Raw genomic sequence first — 17,639 nt, 5'->3', positions numbered from 1 at the left:
CATGCGGCGCGGGGCTCTACGGACATCGCGACCAGCCAACCACCCTCACCCCGGGCTCCCAAATCCACCTTGACAGGGCCGGTGGGAACAGGTGTTCTATTCTGTGGGGGACGTCAGGGACGAGAGAGCGAGAGTGCCGCCAGAGGGACGCGACACCAGCACTGAGGAGGCCGCACATGCGCTGGGACGAACTGAGGGACACCGACGAGCACAGCCAGGCCGCCGCGCCCGCCCTCTTCGGCACCTCGGCCGTCACCCGGACGTTCGACACCCCCGAGTTCCGCGGCATCACCTTCCACGAGGTACGGGCGCGCTCGCTGGTGAACAAGGTGCCCGGCGCCTCGCGCATGCCGTTCGAATGGACGGTGAACCCCTACCGCGGCTGTTCGCACGCCTGCGTCTACTGCTTCGCGCGCAGGACGCACAGCTATCTCGACCTGGACACCGGCACGGGGTTCGACACCCAGATCGTCGTCAAGGTCAACGCGCCCGAGCTGCTGCGCAAGGAGCTGAGCAGCCCGCGCTGGCGCGGTCAGCACATCGCCATGGGCACGAACGTGGACTGCTACCAGCGGGCGGAGGGACGGTACCGGCTGATGCCGGGCATCCTGACCGCACTGCGCGACTACGCCAACCCGTTCTCGCTCCTGACCAAGGGCACTCTCATCCTGCGCGACCTGGACCTGCTGCGCTCGGCGGCCGCCGTCACCGACGTCGGGGTCTCGGTGTCGGTGGGCTTCACGGACGAGGAACTGTGGCGGACGGTCGAGCCCGGCACCCCCGCCCCGCAGCGGCGGCTCGAGGTCATCCGCCGTCTCACCGAACACGGCATCCCGTGCGGGGTGCTGATGGCTCCGGTCATCCCGTTCCTCGGCGACTCACCGGCCCAACTGCGCACGACCGTCCGCGCCATCGCCGCCGCCGGAGCCACCTCCGTCACGCCGCTGGCCCTCCATCTGCGTCCCGGTGCCCGCGAGTGGTACTTCCACTGGCTGCGCCGGCACCACCCGCACCTGGTGCGGCACTACGAGGCGCTGTACTCGGGCGGCGCCTACGCGCCCAAGTGGTACCAGCGGCGGATCACGCGCCAGGTGCACGAGTTGGCGGCCGAGTACGGAGTCGGCCCCTCGACACCGGGAGCGGCACGGCGGATCGGCCCGGAGGCGGCGGGCCCGGACGAGGACGGAAGCGGCGACGGGTCCACGGGGACGGGAGCGGACGCGAGCGCGCAGGTGCTCTCCCCGGAAGACCGCTGCACGCAGCTGACGCTGCTCTGAGAGCATGCGCGCATGTCGACGCTCAGCCACCTCACCACCCCCGCGGGCCTCGCCCCGGGCAACGGATACAGCCACGTCGTCCACGGAGAGGGCCGGATCGTCGCGATATCCGGCCAGGTGTCCCTCGACGCGCACGGCGAGGTCGTCGGGGAGGGAGACCCCACGGCGCAGGCCGAGCAGGTGTTCGCCAACCTGCACCGCTGTCTTGAGGGGGCCGGTGCCACGTTCGCGCAGGTCGCGAAGTTCACCTTCTTCGTGACCGATCTCGCGGTGATGCCCGCGCTGCGGTCCGTACGCGACCGGTATCTGGACCCCGAGCGGCTGCCCGCGTGCAGCGCGGTACAGGTCGCCGGACTCGTCCGCCCCGAACTGCTGATCGAGATCGAGGCGCTCGCCGTTCTGCCCTCCGGGACCGCCCGGACATGACGCGCCCGCGCGGCGCACCGGGGCCCCAGCGGACGCCAGGCCGTCATCAACCGCAAGCACCTCGGGCTGAGCACGGCGATCGGCGCGATGCGCGTCCTCGGCCGCAACCTGGCGTACGGCCAGACGAACTCCGCCCGCATGCTGTGGAAGTTCGGCCGGGTCTACAACGCGAACCGGCAGCTGTCCGACCACGCGCGCGAGGTCCGCTACGAGCTGCCGCTGCCCGAGCGGCGCACCGCGGCGCCCGGGCGCAAGGAGCTCTTCGTCCACACCATCGGCCGGGCGGGCCCGCGGGCCCAGGCGGGGCCCGCGACGCCGCAGTGACACCGGGCCCGCCTCGCCCCGGTGGCACAGGGCCCGCCTCACCTCGGTGACAGCGGCCCCTCGCTCTCCCCTGCCGGCCTCGCCCTCACGACGCCTCAGCCGTCCCCGGCCTCGCGCGGCGGCGCGTCCTCCCGCGGCGGAGCGTCGTCGTTGCCTCGCCTGATGGTCCGCGGCGGCCGGCCCGGCTTCCAGGTACGGAAGACGATGTCCGGGTCCTCGATGGTGACGCGCACCACCTCCTCGACCTCCACCCTGAAGAGGTGGAACTGCTCCGGCACGTCGCCCTCCGGCATGCCCGCCGCCCAGCGCGCGAGCTCGGCCGGCTCGCTCACCTCCACCGCGCGGCCGGAGACGCGCACGTCTCCGCCGTCCATGTCCGCGCCCCCCGGGTTGGCGTACATCGCGCACCTGTTGTCGCGCCGCAGGTCCAGTGCCTTGCGGGAGTTCGGCATCATGCCCAGCCACATCTCCCCCTCCCGGAAGTCGGCCTCCAGCCCCGTCAGCCGGGGCGAGCCGTCCCTGCGCAGGGTGGCCAGGACGTGGTGGGTGTACATGGCGAAGCGCTGTTCCACCGCGTCGGCGAAGCGGGGTTCGGCCCTGTGGAACTCAGCCCAGCTCACTCCGTGCGCGGTGCGGGGTGCGTTCTCGTTCGGCGTCGTGCGGCCACTCGTCGTCATGCGGCCACTGTGGCGCGGTAACCGGACACCTTCTGTCGGGTATCGCGCGGCGTTCAGGTCAGCTCGGGATCCGGGCCAGTGCCGCTTTCGCCGACGGGGAGAGGCGGTGGTGCTCGGCGGCGGCGTCGAGCACGGGAACGGCCCGCTTGTCCCCCAGCGCGCCGAGACCCACCACGCACGCCTCAGCGATCGGCCAGTAGTGCAGGGGGCCGATCAGCAGCCGCTGGAGGACGTTGATGAGGGTGGGGACGGACTCGGGGGCCCGCAGGGCGGTCAGAAGTCGGACCGGGTAGAGCGCGTAGGCGGTGCGCAGCTCGTTGGTGGCCAGGGCCGCGGCGGCCTTGGCGGTGCGCGGGTCGCGTAACCGCTCCAGGGCGTGGGCGGCGCTCGCGCAACAGACCGGGTCGCGGTAGTTCAGCAGGAACACGAGGGTCTCGAAGGCCCGCTTGTCCCCCGCGTTGCCCAGTGCGAAAGCCGCTATCTCGCGGGCCCACAGCGGCCGTTCGGTCTCCACGAGCACGGCGGCGAGCTGATCGCGCGCCTCGGTGCCGCGCTGCCTGGCCAGCGTGACCAGGCGGGCGTACTCGACGGGCTCGGCCTCGGTCCGCACCCGGTCGATCAGCGCTCGAAAAGCGTCGCCCACTTCGGTCCCCCTCACGTGCCGCGTTCCACAGCGTGGAAGTGTTCCTACCCCTGGCTTTCTGATTACCCACGAGTTACGGTGCTCATCAGAGCGGTACCCCCGCTCAGGCGGTTTGGTGACGCAGCCGCCGAGAGTGACGTCGGTTCGGCAGCGGGCCCCTCCCGCGCCCCAGGCGCGCGGCCCGTACGGGCCGCCCCGCGCTCCGGCCCCGGGACAGGGCCGCGCGGCGGGGCGTGACCGGTAACTCCCCTGCCTCGCGCGTGTGTACGCCCGTGCGCCCGGTAGTGCACGAAACCCTCACCCTCATCAGCCACGCCCCCTCGGGGCCTGTGTCACACCCTCTGGAGTCCCCTGATGGACCGTCCTCCTCTGCACACCATCGCCGTCGTCGGCCTCGGCACGATGGGTACCGGCATCGCCGACATTCTCGCCCGAGCCGGGCGCGAGGTCATCGGCATCGACACGAACGAAGCAGCCGCGCGGCAGGCCGTCGCCGCGCTGGAGTCCACGACCGCGCGCGCGGTGGAGCGTGAGCGGATGACACAGAGCGAACGGACGGACGTGCTGGCGCGCTTCCGCACCTTCACCGGGATCGAGGCGGCCGCCGAAGCCGATCTGGTCATCGAGGTGGTGCCGGAGGACTACGACACCAAGTGCCAGGTCTTCGCCGCGCTGGACACCCTCGTGCGGCCGGAGACGATCCTGGCCACCGGAACCAACGCGCTGTCCGTGACGCGGCTGGCCGCGGACTCCGACCGGCCCGAACGCGTGCTGGGTCTGCACTTCTTCAACCCGGCCCCGGCGATGCGGCTGGTGGAGGTCGTCTCCTCGGTGCTGACCGCGCCACGCGCCGTGGCCGCCGTCACCGCACTCGCCGAGGAGCTGGGCAAGGATCCGATCGCGGTCGGTGACCGCCCCGGGTTCGTCGCGGACGGGCTGCTGTTCGGCTACCTGAACCAGGCGGCCGCGATGTACGAGTCGCGCTACGCCACCCGCGAGGACATCGACTCCGCCATGCGGCTGGGGTGCGGTCTGCCGATGGGCCCGCTCGCCCTCCTCGATCTGATCGGGGTGGACACGGCACGTACCGTACTGGAGGCCATGCACGCCCAGTCGCGGGACCGGCTGCACGCGCCGGCCCCCGTCCTGCGCCAGCTGGCCGACGCGGGGCTGACCGGCCGGAAGGCCGGCCGCGGCTTCTACACCTACGCGGCGTCGGGCAGCGCCGAGGTGGTGCCCGACGCGCTCACCCCCGATCCGGCGGCGTCCGGCGCCGCGGGCCGCCCGGTGGCAGCGGTCGGCGTCGTGGGCTCGGGGACGATGGCGGGCGGTATCGCCGAGGTGTTCGCGAAGGCGGGCTTCCCCACGGTGCTCGCGGCCCGCAGCGAGGAGAAGGCGAAGACCGCCAAGGAGCGGGTCGGCGCCTCGCTGGACCGCGCGGTGCGCAAGGGGCGGATAGCGAGCGGGGACCGGGACACCGCCATGGGGCTGATCACCCCGGCGGGATCGCTCGACGCGCTGGAAGGGGCCGACCTGGTGGTCGAGGCGGTGGCCGAGGACCTGGACGTCAAGCGCGCCTTGTTCCGGCGGCTCGACGGGGTCTGCAAGCCGGGTGCCGTCCTGGCGACGACCACCTCCTCGCTGCCCGTGGTCGCCTGCGCCCGCGCGACCTCGCGGCCCGCTGACGTGATCGGGATGCACTTCTTCAACCCGGCGCCCGCGATGAGGCTGGTGGAGGTCGTCACCACCGTGCTGACGGGCGAGGAGGCGCACGCCACGGTCCGCGGGGTCTGCGCGAAGGTCCGCAAGCATCCGGTCGACTGCGGCGACCGCGCGGGCTTCATCGTCAACGCGCTGCTGTTCCCCTACCTGAACAACGCGGTGAAGATGGTGCAGGAGCACTACGCCTCGCTGGACGACATCGACGCCGCGATGAAGCTGGGCGGCGGCTATCCGATGGGCCCCTTCGAGCTGTTGGACGTCGTCGGTCTGGACGTCTCGCTCGCCATCGAGCGGGTGCTGCACGAGGAGTTCCGCGATCCGGGGCTGGCGCCCGCGCCGCTGCTGGAGCACCTGGTCTCCGCGGGATGCCTGGGCAGGAAGACGGGGCGCGGCTTCCGCGAGTACGCACGCCGGTGACCGGGGGCACGGCCGGGTGGGGCGGGCTGCTGGAGCCCGGGGGCAGCGGCCCGTCCCCCCACCCCGTCACGGCGTGTAACGTTCACCACATGCCAGAGCCCGAGAAGAACTCCCGTACGACCAGCACCCGTGCGAACGGTGCCGCATCCCAGCGCCTCAAGGTGCGCCGGGAGTTGGCCGCGGCGGCCATGGAGCTCTTCGCCACGAAGGGTTACGAGGCGACCACGGTGGATGAGATCGCGGCCATGGCGGGCGTCGCCCGGCGCACCTTCTTCCGGCACTTCCGTTCCAAGGAAGAGGCGATCTTCCCGGACCACGACGACACCCTGGTGCGCGCGCAGGCGGTGCTGGAGGCCGCACCGGCGCACGAGCACCCGCTGGACACCGTGTGCCGCGGCATCAAGGAAGTCATGAAGATGTACGCCGCCTCCCCCAAGGGCAGCGTGGAGCGGTACAAGCTGACCCGCGAGGTGCCGGCGCTGCGCGAGCGGGAGATCGCCTCGGTGGCGCGCTACGAGCGGCTGTTCACCCGTTATCTGCTGGGCCACTTCGACGAGGAGGCGCACCGGGACGGGGTCAGCGGCTACGACGAGCCGCTGCTGGCCGAGGTGGCGGCCTCCGCCGTGGTCACCGCGCACAACCACGTGCTGCGGCGCTGGCTGCGCTCGGGCGGCACCGGCGACGTGATGTCGCAGCTCGACCACGCGTTCGCGATCGTACGGCGCACCTTCGGCACCGGCTTCGGCGCGCACCGCCCCGGTTCCGAGGAGCCCGCCGCGACCCTCGAGCGCAAGGACGAGGTGCTGGTGACGGTCGCCCGTACCGACGCGCCGCTGGGCGAGATCATGTCCACGATCGAACGCGCACTCGGCCAGAGCTGACCGTACGCGGCCCCTCGCCGCCCCGCAGGCGGCCGGCGCTGACGCGCGCGGACGAGGGAGTCGGGTGAATTGCGCCCGTGCCCCGCCCCGCGTTCCCCCGTCCGCACCCGGGGAGTGGAAACCATGGCGCGTGAGGCGACATGGAGGTGCGGCGGTGTCGGTGGCGCCAGGCGGGCCGAAGAGCCCGAGACAGTGGTTGCGGACCAAGTCCGTCGAGGAGTCCATGCTCGACACGGACGATCCGGAGCGGGGCCTCAAGCGGTCGCTGAGCGCGCTGGATTTGACCGTCTTCGGGGTCGGCGTCGTCATCGGCACCGGCATCTTCGTCCTGACCGGGCAGGTCGCCAAGACGACCGCGGGGCCCTCGGTGGCCATCGCCTTCGCGATCGCCGGCGGGGTGTGCGCGCTGGCCGCCCTGTGCTACGCCGAGTTCGCCTCCACGGTCCCGGTCGCCGGGTCCGCCTACACCTTCGCCTACGCCTCGTTGGGCGAGCTGCCCGCCTGGATCATCGGCTGGGACCTGGTGCTGGAGCTGGCGCTCGGCTGTGCGGTCGTCGCGGTCGGCTGGTCGGGCTACGTGCGCTCCCTGCTGGACAGCGTCGGCTGGGGCCTGCCGCAGTGGCTCTCGGGCACCAGCGAGGAGACCGGGTTCGGCTTCGACCTGCTGGCCTGCCTGCTGGTGCTGGCGCTGACCGCGGTCCTGGTGGCGGGCATGAAGCTGTCGGCCCGCGTCACCACCACCGTGGTGGCCGTCAAGGTGGGCGTCGTCCTGCTGGTCATCATCGCCGGTGCCTTCTTCGTCACGGGGGACAACTACGACCCGTTCATCCCGCCCGCCCAGGGCGCCGCCGACTCCGGCTCCGGGTGGGCGGCGCCGCTGATCCAGCTGGTGTCGGGCTACCAGCCCACCCACTTCGGCGTGATGGGCGTCTTCACCGCGGCGGCCGTCGTCTTCTTCGCCTTCATCGGCTTCGACGTGGTGGCCACCGCCGCCGAGGAGACCCGCGATCCGCAGCGCGACATGCCGCGCGGCATCCTGGGTTCGCTGGTCGTCTGCACGGTGCTCTACGTCGCGGTCTCGGTGGTCGTCACGGGGATGCGCAAGTACACCGAACTGACGGTCGACGCGCCGCTGGCGGACGCCTTCAAGGCCGTCGGCCAGCCGTTCTGGGCCGGGCTGATCAGCTTCGGTGCCGCGGTCGGCCTCACGACGGTGTGCATGATCCTGCTCCTGGGCCAGTCGCGGGTGTTCTTCGCCATGAGCAGGGACGGGCTGCTGCCGCGCCTCTTCTCGCGGGTGCACCCGCGGTTCGGCACCCCCTACCGCTCGACGGTGCTGCTCGGGGTGGTGGTGGCGGTCATCGCGGGGTTCACCAGCATCGCGGAGCTGGCGGAACTGGTGAACGTCGGCACGCTGTTCGCGTTCGTCGTGGTGGCACTGGGCGTGCTCGTCCTGCGGCGCACCCGGCCCGACCTGCCGCGGGCCTTCCGTACCCCGCTGGTGCCCGTGCTGCCGCTGGTCTCGGTGCTGGCGTCGCTGTGGCTGATGCTCAATCTGCCCGCCGAGACGTGGCTGCGGTTCGCGGTGTGGATGGCGCTCGGTGCCGTGCTCTACGCGGTCTACGGGCGCCGGCGGAGCCGGCTGCGGAAGGGTGAGGAGCCGCCGGAGCACCCCGTGCCCTGACGCGCACCGGGCCGACGGCTGTGACCTGCGGCTACGCACACTCTGATCGATCATCGCTCACATGAGAGAGTCTGCCTCCATGTGAGTTTTCGCGGCACTCGGTGTCTTGTGCACTGGCACTGGGTGTCATACCTTGGCATCAGTCCGGGCGCTGTCCCCACGGCCGAAACCGTGTCGCCCCGGACCGCTCGGCGTCACGAGCGACCCCGCGCACACCCGCGCACACGCACCAGCCGAACCGACGGCGCTGCCTCACAACCGACGACCCCCCGGGGCACCTTCCGGCAGGACGCCGGAAGAGTCCTTTCGACTTTCGCGCTTCGCCGGAGGCATACCGTGAACCAGATCCTCGACGCGATCCTCGCGTCCGACACCTCCCCCGAGGACTTCGCCGCCCTCCCCCTGCCCGACTCCTACCGCGCCATGACCGTCCACAAGGACGACGCCGGGATGTTCGAAGGGCTGGAGACCCGCGACAAGGACCCGCGCAAGTCGCTCCACCTGGACGAGGTGCCCGTGCCCGAACTCGGCCCGGGCGAGGCCCTGGTGGCCGTGATGGCCTCCTCGGTCAACTACAACTCCGTGTGGACCTCGATCTTCGAGCCGATGTCCACCTTCGGCTTCCTGGAGCGCTACGGCCGCCTGTCCCCGCTGACCAAGCGGCACGACCTGCCGTACCACATCATCGGCTCCGACCTGGCCGGCGTCGTGCTGCGCACCGGCGCGGGCGTCAACTCCTGGAAGCCGGGCGACGAGGTCGTCGCCCACTGCCTCTCGGTCGAACTGGAGTCCGCCGACGGGCACAACGACACGATGCTCGACCCCGAACAGCGGATCTGGGGGTTCGAGACCAACTTCGGCGGGCTCGCCGAGATCGCACTGGTCAAGTCCAACCAGTTGATGCCCAAGCCCGGCCACCTCAGCTGGGAGGAGGCCGCGGCGCCAGGGCTGGTCAACTCCACCGCGTACCGCCAGCTCGTCTCGGGCAACGGCGCCGGCATGAAGCAGGGCGACAACGTCCTCATCTGGGGCGCCAGCGGCGGCCTGGGCTCCTACGCCACCCAGTTCGCGCTGGCCGGCGGCGCCAACCCGATCTGTGTGGTCTCCAGCGAGGACAAGGCCGAGATCTGCCGCAGGATGGGTGCCGAGGCCATCATCGACCGCAAGGCCGAGGGCTACCGGTTCTGGAAGGACGAGCACCGCCAGGACCCGAGGGAGTGGAAGCGCTTCGGAAAGCGCATCCGCGAGCTGACCGGCGGCGAGGACGTGGACATCGTCTTCGAGCACCCGGGGCGCGAGACCTTCGGCGCGAGCGTCTACGTCACCCGCAAGGGCGGCACCATCGTCACCTGCGCCTCGACCTCGGGCTACGAGCACAGCTACGACAACCGCTACCTGTGGATGTCGCTGAAGCGGATCGTCGGCTCCCACTTCGCCAACTACCGCGAGGCCTGGGAGGCCAACCGGCTGATAGCCAAGGGGAAGATCCACCCGACCCTCTCCAAGGTCTACCCCCTCGCGGAGACCGGTCAGGCCGCCCACGACGTGCACCGCAACGTGCACCAGGGCAAGGTCGGCGTGCTGTGCCTGGCGCCCGAGGAGGGCATGGGCGTGCGCGACCACGACAAGCGCGCCCGGCACGTCGACGCCATCAACCTGTTCCGCGACACCGAGGGTGCGCGGACCGGCGGGCACGGCCTGGACGTGTGAGGCGCGTCATGACCGAGCCCCACGACGACAGGCACCCCAAGGACCGGCCCTGGCTGATGCGCACGTACGCCGGGCACTCCACGGCCGAGGCGTCCAACGAGCTGTACCGGCGCAACCTGGAGAAGGGCCAGACCGGGCTGTCCGTCGCCTTCGACCTGCCGACCCAGACCGGCTACGACCCCGACCACGTCCTCGCGCGCGGCGAGGTCGGCCGGGTCGGTGTGCCCGTCTCCCACCTGGGCGACATGCGCCGGCTCTTCGACGGCATCCCGCTGGAGAAGATGAACACCTCCATGACCATCAACGCCACGGCCATGTGGCTGCTGGCGCTCTACCAGGTGGTCGCGGAGGAGCAAGGCGCGGACGTCACGCAGCTGAAGGGGACGACGCAGAACGACATCGTCAAGGAGTACCTCTCGCGCGGGACGCACGTCTTCCCGCCTGGCCCCTCGCTGCGGCTGACGACCGACATGATCGCCTACACGGTGGCGCACCTCCCCAAGTGGAACCCGGTCAACATCTGTAGCTACCACCTCCAGGAGGCCGGTGCCACGCCCGTCCAGGAGATCAGTTACGCGATGGCGACGGCGGTCGCGGTGCTGGACGCCGTACGGGACAGTGGTCAGGTGCCGCCCGAGGAGTTCGGCCAGGTGGTCGCGCGGATCTCGTTCTTCGTGAACGCGGGCGTCCGGTTCGTGGAGGAGATGTGCAAGATGCGGGCCTTCACCCGCATCTGGGACCGGATCACCGCGGAGCGCTACGGGATCACCGACCCCAGGCAGCGCCGCTTCCGCTACGGCGTCCAGGTCAACTCGCTCGGCCTGACCGAGGCGCAGCCGGAGAACAACGTGCAGCGCATCGTGCTGGAGATGCTGGCCGTCACCCTCTCCAAGGACGCCCGCGCCCGCGCCGTGCAGCTGCCGGCCTGGAACGAGGCGCTGGGCCTGCCGCGCCCCTGGGACCAGCAGTGGTCGCTGCGCATCCAGCAGGTGCTGGCACACGAGAGCGACCTGCTGGAGTACGAGGACATCTTCGCCGGGTCGCACGTGATCGAGAAGCGGGTGGAGACGCTCGTCGAGCAGTCGCTGGCCGAGATGGAGCGCATCGAGGAGATGGGCGGGGTGATGGCGGCCGTCGAGTCGGGCTACCTGAAGTCGCAGCTCGTCGCCTCGCACGCCGAGCGCCGGGCCAGAATCGAGTCGGGTGAGGAGCGCATCGTCGGCGTCAACTGCTACGAGTCGAGCGAGCCCAGCCCGCTGACCGCCGATCTGGACACCGCGATCCTGACGGTGGACCCGGCCGGCGAGGCGGCGACGGTGGAGGCCGTGGAGCGCTGGCGCGCGTCACGGGACGAGCCGTTCTGGCGCGAGGGCACCCGCGATCCCGGCCTGTACCCGAGCGCCGAGCAGGCCCTGGCGGCGCTGCGCGAGGCGGCGTTTGGCGAGACGAACCTCATGGAGGCCACCTTGGAGTGCGCCCGCGCGGGGGTGACCACCGGCGAGTGGGCGGGGGCGCTGCGCGAGGTCTTCGGCGAGTTCAGGGCACCGACGGGCGTCTCCTCCGCGCCGGTGGCGGTCAGCGCCGAGGAGGGCTCCGAGCTGGCCGGGGTGCGGGCGAAGGTGGAGCGCACCGCCGAAGAGCTCGGCGTCGGCAAGCTGCGGCTGCTGGTGGGCAAGCCGGGGCTGGACGGTCACAGCAACGGGGCCGAACAGATCGCCGTACGGGCCAGGGACGCGGGCTTCGAGGTGGTCTACCAGGGCATCAGGCTCACGCCCGAGGAGATCGTCGCCGCGGCGCTCGCCGAGGACGTGCACTGCGTGGGGCTGTCCATCCTCTCCGGCTCGCACGCCGAACTGGTGCCCGACGTGCTGGAGCGGATGCGGACAGCGGGCGCGAGTGACGTACCCGTGATCGTGGGGGGAATCATTCCGGCGGCGGACGCGCGGGCGCTGACCGAGGCCGGTGTCGCCGCCGTCTTCACCCCGAAGGACTTCGGGATCACCGAGATCATCGGCCGTATCGTCGACCAGATCAGGACACGCAACAAGCTCGAGAGAAGCGACCGGACGAGCGGCGCCACGCCCGGCCGGCGAGAGACTGTGGAGGTCAGCTAAGTGAGCAGCGAGAACCAGCAGCGTGCGCTCCGTCCGCGCCGCTCCTGCCTGGCGGTGCCCGGCAGCAACCCGCGGTTCCTGGAGAAGGCCCAGGGCCTGGCCGCCGACCAGGTCTTCCTCGACCTGGAGGACGCGTGCGCGCCGCTGGCCAAGCCCGAGGCACGGCACACCATCGTGAAGTTCCTCAACGAGGGCGACTGGAGCGGCAAGACGCGCGTCGTCCGCGTCAACGACTGGACGACCGAGTGGACGTACCGCGACGTGGTCACCGTCGTGGAGGGCGCCGGCGCCGCGCTGGACTGCGTGATGCTCCCGAAGGTGCAGGACGCGGCGCAGATCCAGGCCCTTGACATGCTGCTGACGCAGATCGAGAAGACGGTGGGCCTGGAGGTGGGCCGCATCGGCATCGAGGCGCAGATCGAGAACGCCAAGGGCCTGGTGAACGTCGACGAGATCGCCGCGGCCTCGCCCCGGATGGAGACCATCGTCTTCGGGCCCGCCGACTTCATGGCGTCCATCAACATGAAGTCGCTGGTCGTCGGCGAGCAGCCGCCCGGCTACCCGGCCGACGCCTACCACTACATCCTGATGCGCATCCTGATGGCGGCCCGCACCCACGACCTCCAGGCCATCGACGGGCCCTACCTCCAGATCCGCGACGTGGAGGGCTACCGCAAGGTCGCCCAGCGTGCCGCGGCGCTCGGCTTCGACGGCAAGTGGGTGCTGCACCCGGGCCAGGTCGAGGCGTCCAACGAGGTCTTCGCGCCCTCCCAGGAGGACTACGACCACGCCGAGATGATCCTCGACGCGTACGCCTACTGCACCTCGGAGGCGGGCGGCAAGAAGGGCTCGGCGATGCTCGGCGACGAGATGATCGACGAGGCCAGCCGCAAGATGGCGCTGGTCGTCTCCGGCAAGGGCCGGGCCGCGGGCATGCGGCGCACCACCTCCTTCACCCCTGAGGAGGCCTGAGATGCAGTTCGGGCGCACCTACGAGGAATTCACGGTGGGCGACACCTACAAGCACTGGCCGGGCAAGACCGTCACCGAGTACGACGACCATCTGTTCTGCCTGCTCACCATGAACCACCATCCGCTCCACCTGGACAGCCACTACGCCGGTTCGACGACCGACTTCGGCAGGAACGTGGTGGTCGGCAACTACGTCTATTCCCTGCTGCTGGGCATGTCGGTACCGGACGTGTCGGGCAAGGCCATCGCCAATCTGGAGATCGAGTCCCTCAAGCACGTCGCCCCGACCTTCCACGGCGACACCCTGTACGGCGAGACGACGGTGCTGGACAAGACGCCGTCGCGGTCGAAGGACGACCGGGGCGTCGTGTCCGTCGAAACCAAGGGCTACAAGCAGGACGGCACGCTCGTGTGCGTCTTCCGGCGGAAGGTGATGGTGCCCACCCGTGCCTACGTCGCCGCACGCGGCGGGGAACAGCCGGGCCGTCCCGAGATGGCCGAGCCCGCACCGAAGGGCGGTAAGTGAGATGGGTCGTCTGGCGCAGACGGAAGGTCTGACGGAGATACAGCGGGAAATCGTCTCGACGGTTCGCGACTTCGTCGACAAAGAGATCATTCCGGTGGCCACGGAACTCGAGCACGCGGACGCTTATCCGGACGAGATCGTGGCCGGCCTCAAAGAGCTGGGCGTCTTCGGGCTGATGATCCCCGAGGAGTACGGCGGCCTCGGCGAGTCGCTGCTCACCTACGCGCTCTGCGTGGAGGAGATAGCCCGCGGCTGGATGAGCGTGTCGGGCATCATCAACACGCACTTCATCGTGGCCCACATGCTGAGGCGGCACGGCACCGAGGAACAGAAGGCGCACTTTCTGCCGAGGATGGCGACGGGTGAGGTCCGCGGGGCTTTCTCGATGTCCGAGCCCGCCCTCGGTTCGGACGTCTCGGCCATCTCCTCCAAGGGGGTGCGCGCCGACGACGAGTCCGGCGACTTCCTGCTGACAGGGCAGAAGATGTGGCTGACCAACGGAGCCTCGTCCACGCTGGTGGCGGTGTTGTGCCGTACGGACGAGGGCCATCCGCAGTCAACTGCTCCGCACAAGTCCATGACGACGTTCCTGGTGGAAAAGGAGCCAGGATTCGGCCAGGTCAAGCCGGGTCTCACCATCCCCGGCAAGATCGAGAAGATGGGCTACAAGGGGGTCGACACCACCGAGCTCGTCATGGACGGTCTGCGCGTTCCGGCCGACCGCGTACTCGGCGGCACCACGGGACGCGGTTTTTACCAGATGATGGACGGAGTGGAAGTCGGCCGGGTGAATGTCGCGGCACGTGGCTGCGGCGTCGCTCAGCGTGCTTTCGAGCTCGGTATCGACTACGCACAGCAGCGACACACGTTTGGCAAGCCGATCGCCGGGCATCAGGCCATTCAGTTCAAACTGGCCGAGATGGCCACCAAGGTCGAGGCGGCACACGCCTTGATGGTCGGCGCCGCCCGCAAGAAGGACGCGGGCCAACGCAACGACTTGGAGGCGGGGATGGCCAAATATCTCGCATCCGAGTACTGCAAGGAGGTCGTCGAGGACTCCTTCCGTATACACGGCGGGTACGGTTTCAGTAAGGAATACGAGATCGAGCGGCTCTACCGGGAAGCGCCGATGCTCCTGATCGGCGAGGGAACCGCAGAGATCCAGAAAATGATCGTGGGCCGGCGACTGCTGGAGGAGTACCGCACACAGGGCTGAATGTCCCTTTAGGAGTGTTTTCTTGGGGATCAAGATCACACCCCGGCCCGGGACTTCGGTCACTGACTGGCCCGCTGGCTTGCCCAGTTGCCCTCAGAAACCGATAGCATCCCGGGAAAGCCGCCGTCCCCTGTCTCCTAAGCGGCTCCCTCCGCTACGAAGGTCATTCATGCCCCACAGCCCTACCACTGCACCCAGCGGCTCACCCTTGCCGGGACCGGCTTCCGGCGCGAGCGGCGCGCCCCGCGTACGCCTCGCGCGCGGAGCCTCGCCGTGGCTCGTGCCGACCGTCGCGACGGCGGCCCTCAGCCTGGCGCGCGTGCGCAAGTCGCCGCGCGCCGCGCTGGTCGCCGTGCCGGCCACGGCCCTCGCAGCCGGGATGCTGTGGTTCTTCCGTGACCCGGAGCGGGAAATCGGCCAGGGCCGGGTGATCTCCCCGGCCGACGGCGTGGTGCAGAGCATCATGCCGTGGGAGGACGGCCGAACCCGTGTCGCCATCTTCATGAGCCCGCTGAACGTCCACGTCAACCGCGCGCCGCTGGCCGGCACGGTGACGTCCGTCGAGCACATCCCCGGCGGCTACGTTCCGGCGTTCAACAAGGAGAGCGAGAACAACGAACGCGTCGTCTGGCACTTCGACACGGAGCTCGGCGACATCGAGATGGTGCAGATCGCCGGCGCCGTCGCCCGGCGTATCGTGCCCTACCTGCCCAGCGGCGCCAAGGTCGAGCAGGGTGAGCGCCTCGGGCTGATCAGGTTCGGCTCCCGGGTCGACGTCTACCTCCCCAAGGGGGTAGAGGCCGCCGTGGAGGTCGGCCAGGCCACGACAGCGGGGGTGACTCGCCTTGACCGTGATTGATCCCGACGCCCAGCCCACCTGGGCCCCGGGTGCCGAACGCACCGCCGAGCGGGACACCGACTTCGCGGACGACTTCGCCGCGGACGGCTTCGAGGACGACGCCGACGACGAGATGCCGCTCTCGACGCGCCTGTCGATCGCGGACACGCTGACGCTGGGCAACGCCACCTGCGGCTTCATGGCGGTGTACTTCACCACCACAGGCGTCCTCATCCCGCACCTGACGGGCAGCGAGGACGGCGGCATGGCCCGGCACAGCGCGGCGACGGCCGTGGTGCTGATGCTGATGGCGGCCGTCTTCGACCTCTTCGACGGGCTGGTCGCGCGCAAGCTGCGCAGCTCGGCCATGGGCGCCGAGCTGGACAACCTCTCCGACCTCATCAGCTTCGGGCTGGCCCCCGCCTACTTCGTGGCCGTGTGGGGCATGGTCGCCAACGACGCCAACCAGCGCGTCTCGGTGGTCGCCGCGATCGTGGTGCTGTTGGCGGTGGTGCTGCGGCTTGCCCGGTTCTCCTGCGTGCCCATGCGGAACGGGATGTTCCAGGGCATGCCGGGACCGTTCGGCGCGCTGACCGTCATCTCGATCGTGCTGCTGGAGCTGCCGTTCATGCCCACCGCGCTGGGCATCCTGGGCGTGGCGTGGCTGATGGTCAGCCGCGTCGAGTACCCCAAGCCGCGCGGACGGCTCGCGGTGGCCATGCTCTGCTGGATCGTGCTCAGCATGGGGCTGCTGGCCTCGTGGGCGTTCGACGCCCCCGGCGGTGAGCTGCTGCTCCAGACCGGGTGCGCGCTCCAGGTCGTCCTCGGAGCCGTGATCCCGCTGTTCGCGACGGCACGACGGGTGAACGCCTTCCGCGACAACCGCCGCGAGGCGCGCGCTGCCGCGCAGGGCTAGCCACGTCACGCAGGAGAGGGGCCCGCCACATATGTGGCGGGCCCCTCTCCTGCGTGCAGAGGCCCCTGCCGCACCCTTTCACTGTTGCTGCGGGGGGTGTGCCCGGAGCCCCCGAGGAAACGGGAAGGGGCGGGCAGGGGAAAAGCTCAGAGCTGGTCGGCGGCCAGCTGCTCGGCGAGCCGCTCCAGCAGCGGTCCGGCCTCGGCGATGCACCGCTGGACATCCGGCTCGATGTCCGTCAGCGCGTAGGCGCGCTCGATCCCGGCGGCCTTGAGCTGCTTGCGGTCGATGGCGAGCCGCCCGCACACCGCCACCACGGGCTTGCCGGCGCGCCCGGCAGCCGCCGCGACCCCGGCCGGCGCCTTGCCGTGCAGGGTCTGCTCGTCCAGCGAGCCCTCGCCGGTGATCACGAGCGCGGCCCGCTGGATGGCGGCCTCGACGCCGAGCTCCTCCATGAGGAGATCGATGCCGGGCCGGAAACGGGCGCGGAGCCCGACCAGGGCGCCGAAGCCGATACCGCCCGCCGCGCCCGCGCCGGGCGCGGCGGCCGCCTCCTGCGCGCCGAGGGTCTCCGCGAGGTGCGTGAGGGCGCCGTCGAGCAGCGTCACGTCCTCGTCGCTCGCGCCCTTCTGCGGGCCGTAGACGGCGGCCGCGCCCTTGGGGCCCGTCAGCGGGTTGTCGACGTCGCTGGCGAGGACGACCTCGACGTTCTCCAGCCGCGCGTCCATGGTCGACAGATCGGCGGTGACCAGCTCGCGCAGTCCGCCGCCGCCCCACGGCACGGAGTCGCCGTCGCGGTCCAGGAGACGGGCGCCGAGGGCGTCGAGCATGCCGGCGCCGCCGTCGGTGGTGGCGGACCCCCCGACGCCGAGGATGATGGTGGTGGCGCCCGCGTCGAGCGCTGCCAGCAGCAGCTCGCCGACGCCGAAGGTGGTGGCCGTCAGGGGGACGAAGACCCCGGGCGGCAGGTGCTGGAGACCGGCCGCCTCGGCCATCTCCACGACGGCCGTGCCCTCGCGGAGCGCGAAGGCGGCGGTGACAGGGGCACCGGTCGGCCCGGTGACCTCCACCTCGTGGCGGGTGAAGCCGCCCGCGACGGCCGCCGCGACGGTGCCGTCGCCGCCGTCGGCCACGGGTACGGCCTCGACCTCCGCCTCGGGGTGGGCCTTCCGGATTCCGGCCGTCACGCGGTCGGCGACCTCGACGGCCGTCAGCGATCCCTTGAACTTGTCCGCGGCGATCAGCACGCGCGCCGGTGTGGTCCGCGCCGTCGTAGTCATGGTTCTGCCCCTGGGT

Annotated in this window: 15 protein-coding genes and 1 pseudogene; 13 read left to right on the top strand and 3 right to left on the bottom strand. The window is 70.7% G+C overall.

Features of this window, described 5'->3' with window-relative positions:
- Positions 1 to 176 precede the first annotated feature (176 nt).
- The 3 genes and pseudogenes from DQ392_RS23555 to DQ392_RS23545 all read left to right on the top strand — a co-directional run.
- Positions 177 to 1,277: an Rv2578c family radical SAM protein gene (locus DQ392_RS23555; protein ID WP_114017679.1), complete on the top strand. Its 1,101-nt coding sequence runs from the start codon at positions 177 to 179 to the stop codon at positions 1,275 to 1,277.
- A gap of 12 nt (positions 1,278 to 1,289) precedes the next feature.
- On the top strand, positions 1,290 to 1,703 hold the full coding sequence (locus tag DQ392_RS23550) for a RidA family protein (protein WP_114017678.1): 414 nt from the start codon (positions 1,290 to 1,292) through the stop codon (positions 1,701 to 1,703).
- 36 nt (positions 1,704 to 1,739) lie between these two features.
- Positions 1,740 to 2,027, top strand: a pseudogene (locus DQ392_RS23545) (hopanoid C-3 methylase HpnR); the annotation flags it as partial.
- A gap of 95 nt (positions 2,028 to 2,122) precedes the next feature.
- Here the strand turns inward: DQ392_RS23545 and DQ392_RS23540 are convergent.
- Positions 2,123 to 2,704, bottom strand: coding sequence for a pyridoxamine 5'-phosphate oxidase family protein (locus DQ392_RS23540; RefSeq protein ID WP_114017677.1), 582 nt, complete (start codon positions 2,702 to 2,704; stop codon positions 2,123 to 2,125).
- A gap of 58 nt (positions 2,705 to 2,762) precedes the next feature.
- The gene (locus tag DQ392_RS23535; protein WP_114017676.1) at positions 2,763 to 3,347 is read right to left on the bottom strand and encodes a HEAT repeat domain-containing protein; all 585 of its coding nucleotides are present in this window, start codon (positions 3,345 to 3,347) and stop codon (positions 2,763 to 2,765) included.
- A 354-nt stretch (positions 3,348 to 3,701) separates the two neighbouring features.
- Here DQ392_RS23535 and DQ392_RS23530 point away from each other — a divergent pair, with 354 nt between their 5' ends.
- The 10 genes from DQ392_RS23530 to DQ392_RS23485 all read left to right on the top strand — a co-directional run bounded on the left by DQ392_RS23530 (position 3,702) and on the right by DQ392_RS23485 (position 16,343).
- Positions 3,702 to 5,486: a 3-hydroxyacyl-CoA dehydrogenase family protein gene (locus tag DQ392_RS23530; RefSeq protein WP_114017675.1), complete on the top strand. Its 1,785-nt coding sequence runs from the start codon at positions 3,702 to 3,704 to the stop codon at positions 5,484 to 5,486.
- 89 nt (positions 5,487 to 5,575) lie between these two features.
- Positions 5,576 to 6,367 carry a TetR family transcriptional regulator gene (locus DQ392_RS23525; protein WP_181856553.1) on the top strand — a complete coding sequence of 264 codons (792 nt, stop codon included), beginning with the start codon at positions 5,576 to 5,578 and terminating at the stop codon, positions 6,365 to 6,367.
- Positions 6,368 to 6,590: 223 nt separating this feature from the next.
- Positions 6,591 to 8,051 carry an amino acid permease gene (locus tag DQ392_RS23520; protein ID WP_114017757.1) on the top strand — a complete coding sequence of 487 codons (1,461 nt, stop codon included), beginning with the start codon at positions 6,591 to 6,593 and terminating at the stop codon, positions 8,049 to 8,051.
- Between the two features lie 336 nt (positions 8,052 to 8,387).
- Complete coding sequence (gene ccrA, locus DQ392_RS23515) at positions 8,388 to 9,761, top strand: crotonyl-CoA carboxylase/reductase (RefSeq protein WP_114017673.1); 1,374 nt, start codon at positions 8,388 to 8,390, stop codon at positions 9,759 to 9,761.
- An 8-nt stretch (positions 9,762 to 9,769) separates the two neighbouring features.
- Positions 9,770 to 11,875, top strand: coding sequence for a protein meaA (locus DQ392_RS23510; RefSeq protein WP_114017672.1), 2,106 nt, complete (start codon positions 9,770 to 9,772; stop codon positions 11,873 to 11,875).
- Complete coding sequence (locus DQ392_RS23505; RefSeq protein WP_114017671.1) at positions 11,876 to 12,847, top strand: HpcH/HpaI aldolase/citrate lyase family protein; 972 nt, start codon at positions 11,876 to 11,878, stop codon at positions 12,845 to 12,847.
- Position 12,848: 1 nt separating this feature from the next.
- Entirely contained in the window at positions 12,849 to 13,373 is a 525-nt protein-coding gene (locus DQ392_RS23500) for a MaoC family dehydratase (protein WP_114017670.1), read from the top strand.
- A gap of 1 nt (position 13,374) precedes the next feature.
- Positions 13,375 to 14,589, top strand: coding sequence for an acyl-CoA dehydrogenase family protein (locus tag DQ392_RS23495; protein WP_114017669.1), 1,215 nt, complete (start codon positions 13,375 to 13,377; stop codon positions 14,587 to 14,589).
- Between the two features lie 169 nt (positions 14,590 to 14,758).
- Positions 14,759 to 15,448: a phosphatidylserine decarboxylase gene (locus tag DQ392_RS23490; RefSeq protein WP_245979434.1), complete on the top strand. Its 690-nt coding sequence runs from the start codon at positions 14,759 to 14,761 to the stop codon at positions 15,446 to 15,448.
- Positions 15,435 to 16,343: a CDP-alcohol phosphatidyltransferase family protein gene (locus tag DQ392_RS23485; RefSeq protein WP_114017667.1), complete on the top strand. Its 909-nt coding sequence runs from the start codon at positions 15,435 to 15,437 to the stop codon at positions 16,341 to 16,343. The genes DQ392_RS23490 and DQ392_RS23485 overlap by 14 nt, the downstream gene beginning before the upstream one ends.
- A 146-nt stretch (positions 16,344 to 16,489) precedes the next feature.
- Here DQ392_RS23485 and DQ392_RS23480 read toward each other — a convergent pair whose 3' ends face one another.
- Positions 16,490 to 17,590 (bottom strand): glycerate kinase, encoded by a 1,101-nt coding sequence (locus DQ392_RS23480; RefSeq protein WP_114017666.1) that lies wholly within the window; start codon positions 17,588 to 17,590, stop codon positions 16,490 to 16,492.
- Positions 17,591 to 17,639 lie beyond the last annotated feature (49 nt).

The sequence above is a fragment of the Streptomyces reniochalinae genome, assembly GCF_003323735.1.
Taxonomy (GTDB): domain Bacteria; phylum Actinomycetota; class Actinomycetes; order Streptomycetales; family Streptomycetaceae; genus Streptomyces; species Streptomyces reniochalinae.
This window is presented reverse-complemented; position numbering and strand designations above follow the sequence as displayed.